At 73.1% G+C, this 10,388-nt stretch carries 8 protein-coding genes; 4 read left to right on the top strand and 4 right to left on the bottom strand.

Annotated features, from left to right (window positions below):
- Positions 1–397 precede the first annotated feature (397 nt).
- Complete coding sequence (locus tag ACX9I7_RS24500) at positions 398–847, top strand: PTS sugar transporter subunit IIA (protein WP_387576130.1); 450 nt, start codon at positions 398–400, stop codon at positions 845–847.
- Between the two features lie 106 nt (positions 848–953).
- The gene (gene ptsP / locus ACX9I7_RS24495) at positions 954–2,624 is read left to right on the top strand and encodes a phosphoenolpyruvate--protein phosphotransferase (RefSeq protein ID WP_387576132.1); all 1,671 of its coding nucleotides are present in this window, start codon (positions 954–956) and stop codon (positions 2,622–2,624) included.
- A gap of 70 nt (positions 2,625–2,694) precedes the next feature.
- On the opposite strand, the gene ACX9I7_RS24490 is transcribed toward ptsP, so the two are convergent.
- On the bottom strand, positions 2,695–3,573 hold the full coding sequence (locus tag ACX9I7_RS24490; RefSeq protein WP_459388508.1) for a hypothetical protein: 879 nt from the start codon (positions 3,571–3,573) through the stop codon (positions 2,695–2,697).
- Between the two features lie 78 nt (positions 3,574–3,651).
- Positions 3,652–5,658, bottom strand: coding sequence for an acetoacetate--CoA ligase (locus ACX9I7_RS24485; protein ID WP_459388507.1), 2,007 nt, complete (start codon positions 5,656–5,658; stop codon positions 3,652–3,654).
- Between the two features lie 212 nt (positions 5,659–5,870).
- Between ACX9I7_RS24485 and ACX9I7_RS24480 the strand changes: the two genes are divergently transcribed.
- Both ACX9I7_RS24480 and ACX9I7_RS24475 read left to right on the top strand, forming a co-directional pair.
- Positions 5,871–8,228, top strand: a complete 2,358-nt coding sequence (locus tag ACX9I7_RS24480; RefSeq protein ID WP_459388506.1) for a glycoside hydrolase family 31 protein — start codon at positions 5,871–5,873, stop codon at positions 8,226–8,228.
- A 105-nt stretch (positions 8,229–8,333) separates the two neighbouring features.
- A complete protein-coding gene (locus ACX9I7_RS24475; RefSeq protein ID WP_387576140.1) occupies positions 8,334–9,098 on the top strand; it encodes a M15 family metallopeptidase in 765 nt (254 codons plus the stop codon).
- A gap of 7 nt (positions 9,099–9,105) precedes the next feature.
- Here the strand turns inward: ACX9I7_RS24475 and ACX9I7_RS24470 are convergent, their stop codons facing one another.
- Positions 9,106–9,714, bottom strand: a complete 609-nt coding sequence (locus ACX9I7_RS24470; protein ID WP_387576142.1) for a GTP-binding protein — start codon at positions 9,712–9,714, stop codon at positions 9,106–9,108.
- 143 nt (positions 9,715–9,857) lie between these two features.
- Entirely contained in the window at positions 9,858–10,382 is a 525-nt protein-coding gene (locus ACX9I7_RS24465) for a DUF742 domain-containing protein (RefSeq protein ID WP_387576144.1), read from the bottom strand.
- Positions 10,383–10,388 lie beyond the last annotated feature (6 nt).

The following is a 10,388-nucleotide window of genomic DNA, read 5'->3' as shown; positions in this document are numbered from 1 at the left end:
GCCCACAGTGTTTACTGGGGCTTTCCTCCGGGCTTCCCTTCGGTGTTTCACACTCTATCAGGACTTTTCCGGCCCCGTTTCCGCCTTGTTCACCGTGCATACACAAAGGCATGCGGGCACACAGCAGCGGATCCGGGAAGGATCTCATCCAGTGGAGTGCCGCCCCCACCTCGCCAGCAGCTCTCGCTGCGGGCCTCGGTCGTGGGCAGGAACCCGACAGTACAGCGCCTGCCAGGCACAGGCAAATCGATTACGCACCGCACACGGCTCTCGCGTGCGCGCAGCGCGCACGCTCGTGCGGAACCCTCAGTTCCTATGACTTAGGCTTCCGACCAGTGCGCCGTCCAGGACAGGTAGTGACGGCGCGTGATGATTCTCCACCTCTGGGAGGCTTCCCATGACCACCGTGTCGTCCCCGATCGCCGGACGCGCCATCGGACTCGCGGCAGTGCCCGATCCGGTCTTCTCCGGCGCGATGGTGGGACCCGGTACCGCTATCGACCCGGTCCGTGAGCCGCACGCCGCGGTTTCCCCGGTCGACGGCGTCATCGTCTCGCTCCACCCCCACGCCTTCGTCGTCGTCGACGGCGAGGGCCACGGAGTGCTGACGCACCTCGGCATCGACACCGTTCAGCTCAACGGCGAGGGCTTCGAGCTGCTCGTCAACAAGGGCGACACCGTCGCGCGCGGCCAGGAGGTCGTGCGCTGGAACCCGGCCGCCGTCGAGGCCGCCGGCAAGTCCCCGGTCTGTCCCGTCGTCGCGCTCGAGGCGACGGCTGACTCGCTGGGCGAGGTCGTCGAGGACGGCGACGTGAAGGCCGGCGACGCGCTCTTCTCCTGGCAGTGACCTTTCACCTTCGGTGATCTTGAGCCGTCCCGGACGGGACGGCGCGTACGACATCCATCGCGGCGGGCGTGTCCCACGGCCGTTCGCAATCAACCGGAGACGTGAAATGGAGACAACGCTGCGAGGCGTCGGTGTGAGCCACGGTGTGGCGATCGGCGAGGTCCGGCACATGGGCACGGCGGTCCTGGAGCCGCCGGCCAAGCAGATCCCGGCGGACGAGGCGCCGCGTGAGCAGGGGCGCGCGCGGCAGGCCGTCGAGGCCGTCGCCGCCGATCTCATCGCGCGCGGCAACCTGGCGGGCGGCGAGGCCCAGCACGTGCTGGAGGCCCAGGCCATGATGGCCCAGGACCCCGAGCTGATGGCCGACGTCGACCGTCGCATCACCGTCGGCAGCACCGCCGAGCGCGCGGTGTACGACGCGTTCGCCGCCTACCGGGCGCTGCTCGCCAACGCCGGTGAGTACCTGGCCGGCCGGGTGGCCGACCTCGACGACGTGCGCAACCGCATCGTGGCGCGGCTGCTGGGCGTGCCGATGCCCGGTGTGCCGGACAGCGACGAGCCGTATGTGCTGATCGCGCGGGACCTGGCGCCGGCCGACACCGCGCTGCTGGACCCGACGCTGGTGCTGGGCTTCGTGACCGAGGAGGGCGGGCCGACCAGTCACTCCGCCATCCTGGCGCGGGCGCTCGGGGTGCCGGCCGTGGTGGCGCTGCCGGGCGCCGGTGAGCTCGCCGAGGGCACGGTGGTGGCCGTGGACGGCAGCACGGGCGACGTCTTCGTCGATCCGAGCGAGGAGAAGCGCACCGAGCTGACGAAGGCGGCCGAGGCGCGGAAGGCGGCGCTCGCCGCGTCGTCCGGTCCGGGTGCGACGTCCGACGGGCACAAGGTGCCGCTGCTGGCGAACATCGGCGGTCCGGCGGACGTGCCGGCCGCGGTGGAGGCGGGTGCGGAGGGCGTGGGCCTGTTCCGTACCGAGTTCCTCTTCCTGGACGACAGCGCGAAGGCGCCGTCCGAGGCCAAGCAGGTCGAGGCGTACCGCAAGGTGCTGGAGGCGTTCCCCGAGGGCCGTGTCGTCGTGCGCGTGCTGGACGCGGGCGCGGACAAGCCGCTCGACTTCCTGACCCCGGCCGACGAGCCCAACCCGGCGCTCGGCGTGCGCGGCCTGCGGACGCTGCTGGACCACCCGGAGGTGCTGCGCACGCAGCTCACCGCGCTGGCCAAGGCGGCCGAGGGCCTGCCGGTCTATCTGGAGGTCATGGCCCCGATGGTGGCGGACCGTACGGACGCCAAGGCGTTCGCGGACGCGTGCCGTGAGGCCGGGCTGCAGGCGAAGTTCGGCGCGATGGTGGAGATCCCCTCCGCCGCGCTGCGGGCGCGCTCGATCCTTCAGGAGGTCGAGTTCCTGTCGCTGGGTACGAACGACCTGGCGCAGTACACGTTCGCCGCCGACCGTCAGGTGGGCGCGGTCTCGCGTCTGCAGGACCCGTGGCAGCCGGCGCTGCTCGACCTGGTGGCCCTTTCGGCGGAGGCCGCCAAGGCCGAGGGCAAGAGCTGTGGCGTCTGCGGTGAGGCGGCGTCCGACCCGCTGCTGGCCTGTGTGCTGACGGGTCTGGGTGTGACCAGCCTGTCCATGGGCGCGGCGTCGATCCCGTATGTGCGGGCGACGCTGGCCAAGCACACGCTGGCGCAGTGCGAGCGTGCCGCCGCCGCCGCTCGTGCGACGGATTCCGCCGAGGAGGCGCGTCTGGCCGCGCAGGCGGTGCTGTCGGGCGAGTGAGCCCGATGCCGTTCGGTGAGTGAGGGGTGCCCTGCCTGTCGGTGGGGCACCCCTCCTCTCTTTCTGTTCGCTATTCGAGCGGCACTCCCCCCAGGTACTCGACGCCGTGCTCCGGGGGCACGGGTTCGCCGGTGGCGGCGTCGGTGCAGTAGGCGGCGAAGACCTCGCCCGCCGTCAGGGGGCGCAGTCCGTCGCCGTCCAGGCACCAGCCGCGGACCGTCTCGGGCTCGCCGGGGCGGACGGTGCGCAGGACGACGCCGCCGGGGCTGCCCAGGGTGATGCCCGCCGCGAGGACCGTGCAGAAGAGCAGTGCCGCCGATTCCCGGAGGCGCGGCGGTCCCCCGGCGCACTCGGCTTCGACGACGGCGACCAGCGGGGTGTTCGCGTCGTCGAGCGTGGAGACGCTGCACACGAGGTGGTGACTGCCGTCGCCCGCCGTTTCGATGAGGCGGCGCAGGAGCTTCGACGCCCGGGCGAAGGCCGTCCGGCCCGCGTCCTCCCCGGGTTCGAGGAGGGCGGAGGCGTATTCCCAGGTCGCCTGTTGTTCGGCTGCGCGGACGAGGTCGGGCAGCAGGCGGGTGAGGGGGCGGCCGTCGTAGGTCAGGCGGGCGCCGGTCGCCGCGCTGTCGGCGGTGTAGCGGGTGCGGCTGGTGGGGGTGTCGGGGTCGAGGCGGGCGTCGGCGCAGTACTCCTGATAGGCGGTGGGGTCGAAGAGGGTGAGGCTGATGTGGGTGCCCTGGGAGGCGAGTGCTCTGAGCAGGCCGTCGACCTGGCGGAGGTAGCCGGCGTGGTCGTCGAAGCGGAAGCTGCGGTAGCGCCGCATGGCGGCGAAGTCCGTCTCGTCGGCGAGGACGGCCACGGTGCTGGGTGTCTCGTGGCGCAGCCTGCGTCGTGCGGTCAGTCGTTTCCGGCCGTTGTCGGTCCTGCGGCCGTTGTCCGTGTGCGGCATGAACTCCCCCTCGACGCTACGTGAATCAATTCTCACGCAGCGTAATCGAAGGTACTGACAACGGCCCGTTCACCCAGGTCAGCCGCGTTCGCGGGCCAGGCGCTCGTAGAAGCCCAGCAGTTCGGCGTCGTCGACGGACCCGGGGTTGACCGCCTTCTCCAGGGGGGTGCCCTGGAGGAGCCGCTTGACCGGGACCTCGATGCGCTTGCCGGTCAGCGTGTGGGGGATGGCGGGGACCTCGATGACCTCGTCGGGGACGTGGCGCGGGGAGAGCTGCCGGCGGATGGTGCTCTTGATGCGGTCGAGCAGCTCGTCGTCCAGCCGGGCGCCCGGTGCGAGGTGGACGAAGAGGGGCATCCAGTAGCCGCCGTCGGGGCGTTCGACGCCGATGACGAGGGATTCGCGGATCTCGGGGAGGCGTTCGACGGCCTCGTAGATGTCGGCGGAGCCCATCCGTACGCCCTGGCGGTTGAGGGTGGAGTCGGAGCGGCCGTGGATGACGACGGTGCCCCGGGAGGTGAGGGTGATCCAGTCGCCGTGCCGCCAGACGCCCGGGAACATCTCGAAGTAGCTCTCGCGGTAGCGGTGGCCGTCGGGGTCGTTCCAGAAGTGGATGGGCATGGAGGGCATGGGGTTGGTGACGACGAGCTCGCCGACCTCGTCGACGACGGGCTTGCCGTGGGCGTCCCAGGCCTGGAGGTCCGTGCCCAGGCAGGGGGCCTGGAGTTCGCCGATGTACACGGGGAGGGTGGGGACGGCGCCGGCGAAGCAGCTGCAGACGTCGGTGCCGCCGCTGACCGAGGCGATCCACATGTCCTCGGAAACCTCGTCGTGGATCCAGCGGAAGCCGTCGGGCGGCAGCGGGGAGCCGGTGGTGGCGACGCAGCGGACGCGGGAGAGGTCGAGGTCGCGGCCGGGGTGGACGCCGGCCTTGCGGCAGGCCATGACGTAGGCGGCGGAGGTGCCGAAGAGGGTGGTGCCGGTGCGTTCGGCGACGCGCCACTGGGCGTCAGTGGTGGGGTGGCCGGGGCTGCCGTCGTAGAGGACGACGGTCGCGCCCACCAGGAGGCCGGAGACGAGGAAGTTCCACATCATCCAGCCGGTGGAGGTGTACCAGAAGAAGCGGTCGCCGGGGCCGAGGTCGCAGTGGAGGGAGAGCTGCTTGAGGTGTTCGACGAGGATGCCGCCCTGGGACTGGACGATGGCCTTGGGCAGCCCGGTGGTGCCGGAGGAGTAGAGGACCCACAGCGGGTGGTCGAAGGGGAGCTGCTCGAAGACCGGTTCGGTGTCGGCGGCGGTCAGGGCGTCCCATGCGAGGGTGCCCTCGGGGGCCGGGGTGCCGAGCAGCGGGATGTGGACAACGGCGCGCAGGGTGGGGAGCTCGGCGCGGAGGGCGGCGACGACGTCGGCGCGCTCGTGGCGCTTGCCGCCGTAGTGGTAGCCGTCGACGGTGAAGAGGACGACGGGCTCGACCTGCTGGAAGCGGTCGAGGACGCTGCGGGCGCCGAAGTCGGGAGCACAGGAGGTCCAGACGGCGCCGACGGCGGCGGTGGCGAGGAGGGCGACGACGGCCTGCGGGATGTTGGGCAGGTAGCCGCTGACGCGGTCGCCGGGGCGGACGCCGAGGCGGCTCAGCTCGTCGGCGAGCGAGCCGACCTGGCGGCGGAGTTCCGCCCAGGTGACGGGGCGGGGGTCGTGGGTCTCGTCGACGTGCAGCAGGGCGGGCTCGTCGGCTCGCGCGGGGTCCTCGGCGGTGCGCAGGGCGTGCTCGGCGTAGTTGAGGGTGGCGCCGGGGAACCAGCGGGCGCCGGGCATGGCCGCATCGGCGAGGACGCGCTCGTAGGGGGTGGTGAAGCGGACGTCGCACCACTCGGTGACGGCCTGCCAGAAGGTCTCGGGTTCGGTCACGGACCAGCGGTGGAGGGCCGCGTAGCTCGCGACGGGGTCGCCGGGGACGGGGGCGGGCGCGCCGTGGTGTTCGGCGGCCCGGGTGTGGAAGCGGGTGACCTGGGCGCCTGCGACGCGGTCCGCGCCGGGCCGCCACAGGGGCTCGGGCTGGTCGACGGGCTGCGGTGCGGTGGTCATGTGGCTGCTCCCGGGCTGTGAGCGCGTCGTGGGCGGAGCCGTGCGCACGTACGGGGTGCGCGCGTGCGGTGGCTGTGAGGACGATGCCATGTGATCGACTCGATGCACCAGGGCCGGTGTCACACCGTCGCGGGAGGGCACAGGTCCTTGCGGGGGTGAACGGGGGGCGAACGGTGCGCGGGGGTGCCGGGGCGGGTGGCAGGGTGAGCGACATGAACGCGGGTGACCTTGTGCGATCGGTGAAGTGGATGACCTCGTTGCGCGCGGTGGGGAGCGCCCAGGGGCTGCGGTCCGTGCGGTCGGCCTGGCGGCGGCACCGGGTGGACGCGGTGGGGCTGCCCCGGCAGGGGGCGGCGCGGGCCCGGGTGCCGGGGGTGGTGCTGGGCGCGGACCCGGAGCCGGGGGGCGGGGTGGTGCGGTTCGCCCGGTCCTCGTTGCGGGTGCGGGTGGCGGCGGGCGGCGCGGTGTTCTGCGGCTGGGACGGGGCGGTGCCGGAGCCGTCGTACGCGCTGGCGGGCGCCTGTCCGGAGGCGGACGAGCGGGCGGTGCTGGAGCCGGACACGGACGGCGGCTGGCGGGTGGTCTCGGAGCGGGTGCTGGTGGCGGTGTCCCGGCACGGCACGGTGGAGGTGCGCACGCCGGGCGGGGTGGTGCTGCGGCGTGATCTGGCGCCGCGCTGGTGGGAGCCGGCGGGCGCGGCGGGGGGCGGGCGGTGGGTGCAGCGCTCGGAGGTGGCGGCGGACGCGCGGTTCTTCGGGCTGGGCGGTCGGGCGTCGGGGCCGCGGCTGCGGGACGGCGTGTACCGGCTGTGGAACACCGATCCGGGCGGGGCGTTCGGGCCGGGGGACGATCCGCTGTACATCACGATGCCGGTGCAGCTGGTGGTGGCGGACGCGGGGACGCATCTGGTGTTCCACGACAACACCTGGGACGGCCGGGTCACGCTGTGGGAGGGCGAGGAAGGGGCGGGGTCGGGGCACGACCGGCCGGGGCGCTGCGAGACGCGGATGGACGGCGGTCCGCTGCGCTACTGGGTGATGGTGGGCACCCCGGCGCGGGTGCTGCACGGCTGGGCGGCGCTGACGGGGGGTGCGGCGCTGCCGCCGTCGTGGGCGCTGGGGTATCAGCACGCGCGCTGGGGCTTCGGCAGCGAGCGGGAGGTGCGGCGGGTGGTGGCCGGCTACCGGGAGCGGGGGCTGCCGCTGTCGGCGGTGCACCTGGACATCGACCACTACCGGGGGCACCGGGTGTTCACGGTGGACCGGGAGCGCTTCCCGGATCTGCCGGGGCTGGCGGCGGGGCTGAAGGAGGAGGGGGTGCGGCTGGTGTCGATCGTCGACCCGGCGGTGAAGGCGGAGCCGGGGCTGGCGGAGTACGACACGGGGGTGGCGGCGGGGGCGTTCGTGACGGACGCGCGGGGGCGTGAGGTGCGCGGCGAGGTGTGGCCGGGCGAGTGCGTCTTCCCGGACTTCACGGACCCGAAGGCGCGGGCGTGGTGGGGCGGGCTGTACGCGGAGCGGCTGGCGCAGGGGTTCTCCGGGGTGTGGCACGACATGAACGAGCCGGTGTCGTTCGCGGCGTTCGGGGATCCGACGCTGCCGCGCTCGGCGCGGCACGCGCTGGAGGGCCGGGGCGGCGACCACCGGGAGGCCCACAACGTGTACGGACTGGCGATGGCCCGGGCCGGTTACGAGGGGCTGCGGAAGCTGCGCCCGGAGGAGCGGCCGTTCGTCTTCTCGCGCTCGGGCTGGGCGGGGATGCAGCGTTACGGCGGGACGTGGTCGGGGGATGTGGCGACGGGCTGGCCGGGGTTGCGGGCGTCGCTGGCACTGGTGCTGGGTCTGGGGTTGTGCGGGGTGCCGTATTCGGGGCCGGACGTCGGGGGGTTCACGGGGTTCCCGTCGCCGGAGCTGTATCTGCGGTGGTTCCAGCTGGGCGCGTATCTGCCGCTGTTCCGGACGCACGCGGCGATCTCGGCGGGGCGGCGGGAGCCGTGGGAGTTCGGGGCGGAGGTGCTGGAGCACGCGGGGGCGGCGTTGCGGGAGCGGGCGCGGCTGCTGCCGTATTTCGTGACGCTGGCGCATCTGGCGCAGCGCACGGGGGCGCCGTATGTGCGGCCGGTGTGGTGGCGGTCGCCGGAGGACCGGGCGCTGCGGGACTGCGAAGACGCGTTCCTGCTGGGGGATTCGCTGCTGGTGGCGCCGGTGCTGGAGCTGGGGGCGGATCAGCGGGCGGTGCGGCTGCCGCGCGGCCGCTGGTACGACACGGCGACGGGCCGGGCGCACGAGGGGCCGGGGCAGGTGCTTCTGGAGGCGCCGTTGTCGCGCGTTCCGGTGCTGGCGCGGGCGGGGTCGGTGATTCCGGTGGCGGGTGCGGACGGGGAGGTGGAGCTGGAGGTGTGGGCGCCGGCTCCGGGGCGTACGGGGGGTGGGGTGCTGATCACGGACGCGGGGGTGGGGTGGGAGGGGCCGGAGGTGGTGCGGTTTACCTCGCGGTCGCGGGGTGGGGTGGTGACGGTGGAGCGGGAGGGGGCGGAGGAGGTGGGGTATCGGGTGCGGGTGCGGGGGTGAGCCCTGCGGGTGGGGTGCCCCGGTCCCGCCCTTTCACCGTTTCTTCCGGGGCTTCGCCCCCGGTCCCCCTTCCATGTCGGGTGCACGGCTGGTATCCCCGTGCCCATGTCGAGATTCTCCGCGCTCTGCCGTGCGCTCGTCCTCCCCCTCTCCGCGCTCGCGGCCCTCGCTTCCGCGCCGGTCGCCCGGGCGACCCCGGGGTTCGTCGCCCTCGCCGACGTCGATCCGACGATCGTTCAGGAGATGCGGTACGTCACCCCGCACAACTTCACCGGTCACCGGATCGACGGCTACGAACGCCCGAAGTGCCTGCTCACCCGCCCCGCCGCCGAGGCCCTGCGGCGGGCGCAGCGGGTGTTGCTGCGGCAGGGGCTCTCGCTCAAGGTGTACGACTGCTACCGGCCGCAGCGCGCGGTGAACGACTTCGTGGCGTGGGCGAAGGATCTGGGCGACGAGCGGATGAAGGCGGAGTTCTATCCGCGGGTGGCCAAGTCGCGGCTGTTCGAGGACGGCTACATCGCGGCGAAGTCCGGTCACAGCAGGGGCAGCACGATGGATCTGACGATCGTGCGGCGGCCGGCGTGGCCCACGCGCCCGTATGTGCCCGGTGAGCCGCTCGTGCCGTGCTTCGCTCCCCGGTGGCAGCGATTTCCCGACAATTCCGTGGACATGGGGACGGGTTTCGACTGCTTCGACACCCTCGCCCACACCCTCGATCCCCGGGTCGAGGGGCGGCAGCGCGCCAACCGGCTGCGGCTGAAGTCGGTGATGGAGGGGGCGGGGTTCGTCAATCTCCCGGAGGAGTGGTGGCACTACACGCTGCGCGGTGAGCCGTACCCGGACACGTACTTCGACTTCCCCGTGCGCTGAGGACGGTTCAGACCGTCGCCGGGTGGCGGGCGGTGATGCCGGTGGCCAGGGCGTGTTCGACGACGGAGACCAGGACCCGCTTCACGGAGTCGCGTTCGCGGGCGTCGCACATCACCACGGGGACCTCGGGGTCGAGGTCGAGGGCGTCGCGGACGGCTTCGGCGGAGTGGCGGGGGGCGCCGTCGAAGCAGTTGACGGCGAGGGTGAAGGCGATGCCGCGGCGTTCGAAGTAGTCGACGGCGGCGAAGCAGTCGGCCAGCCGCCGGGTGTCGGCGAGGACGACGGCGCCGAGGGCGCCCTGGGCCAGTTCGTCCCACAGGAACCAGAAGCGGTCCTGGCCGGGGGTGCCGAAGAGGTAGAGGACGAGGTCCTCGCGGAGGGTGATGCGGCCGAAGTCCATGGCGACGGTGGTGGTGCGCTTGGCCTCGACGCCCGAGAGGTCGTCGACCGGGCGGCCCGCCTCGGTCAGCAGCTCCTCGGTGCGCAGGGGCCTGATCTCGCTGACGGAGCCGACCAGCGTGGTCTTGCCGACGCCGAAGCCGCCGGCGACCAGGAGCTTGAGGGTCAGCGGCGCGGTCCGGTTCCGTATTCCGCGGTCAGGGCGCCCGAAAACCATGGGATTTCCTCCGAATCAAGGGTCGGTGCGGCATGGCGCTCCCCCGTGGTCGTGCCCCCCGTGCTCCCCCTCGGTAGAGATCGTTCCGTATGGACGGCGGTCTGTTCAACCCCCTTCCGGCCCCGGCCGTGGGCCGGTCGGCCTCATAGGGCGCGCAGGCCGTCGATCACCTCGCGGAGAATGCCCGCGTCGGGCAGCTCCGCCGGCGGGACCGGGCGGGAGACCCGGACGTACCCGGCGTCGATGAGATCGCCGACCAGGACCCGGACCACGCCCACCGGCAGGTCCAGGGTGGCGGCCAGCTCCGCGATGGAGTGGGGTTCGCGGCGGGCGAGGTCGGCGATGTCGAGGTGTTCCGGCGAGAGGGTCCGGTCGGCGATCGCGTAGGCGCCGCCGGGGTGGGCCAGCAGGAACTCCTCGGCGATGACCAGCGCGATCAGGTCGAGCCGCTCCTCGGCCGGGGCCTTGGTGCGGCCCCGGGTCATGGTGTACGGACGGACCACGGGGCCCGCCGCGTCGTCGTACCACTGGGCGGTGTGCTCCTCGGCCCGCCGGGCGGTGTGCTCGCGCGCTCCGTCCGGGCGGGTGGCCGGACCCCACCGGCCGGTGGTCCCGGCCGTGGGCCCGGAGGGTGTCTGCCGCGGGAACGCGGTGGGGTCCTCGGTCATACCGCC

It is taken from the genome of Streptomyces sp. L500, from assembly GCF_054551825.1.
This window is presented reverse-complemented; position numbering and strand designations above follow the sequence as displayed.

What these genes read in the sequence shown, in the direction of transcription:
- ACX9I7_RS24470 (WP_387576142.1), bottom strand. Translation starts at nt 9,714, where the DNA reads ATGGTTTTCGGGCGCCCTGACCGCGGAATACGGAACCGGACCGCGCCG.
- ACX9I7_RS24480 (WP_459388506.1), top strand. Translation starts at nt 5,871, where the DNA reads ATGAACGCGGGTGACCTTGTGCGATCGGTGAAGTGGATGACCTCGTTG.
- ACX9I7_RS24500 (WP_387576130.1), top strand. Translation starts at nt 398, where the DNA reads ATGACCACCGTGTCGTCCCCGATCGCCGGACGCGCCATCGGACTCGCG.
- ACX9I7_RS24465 (WP_387576144.1), bottom strand. Translation starts at nt 10,382, where the DNA reads ATGACCGAGGACCCCACCGCGTTCCCGCGGCAGACACCCTCCGGGCCC.
- ACX9I7_RS24475 (WP_387576140.1), top strand. Translation starts at nt 8,334, where the DNA reads ATGTCGAGATTCTCCGCGCTCTGCCGTGCGCTCGTCCTCCCCCTCTCC.
- ptsP (WP_387576132.1), top strand. Translation starts at nt 954, where the DNA reads ATGGAGACAACGCTGCGAGGCGTCGGTGTGAGCCACGGTGTGGCGATC.
- ACX9I7_RS24485 (WP_459388507.1), bottom strand. Translation starts at nt 5,658, where the DNA reads ATGACCACCGCACCGCAGCCCGTCGACCAGCCCGAGCCCCTGTGGCGG.
- ACX9I7_RS24490 (WP_459388508.1), bottom strand. Translation starts at nt 3,573, where the DNA reads ATGCCGCACACGGACAACGGCCGCAGGACCGACAACGGCCGGAAACGA.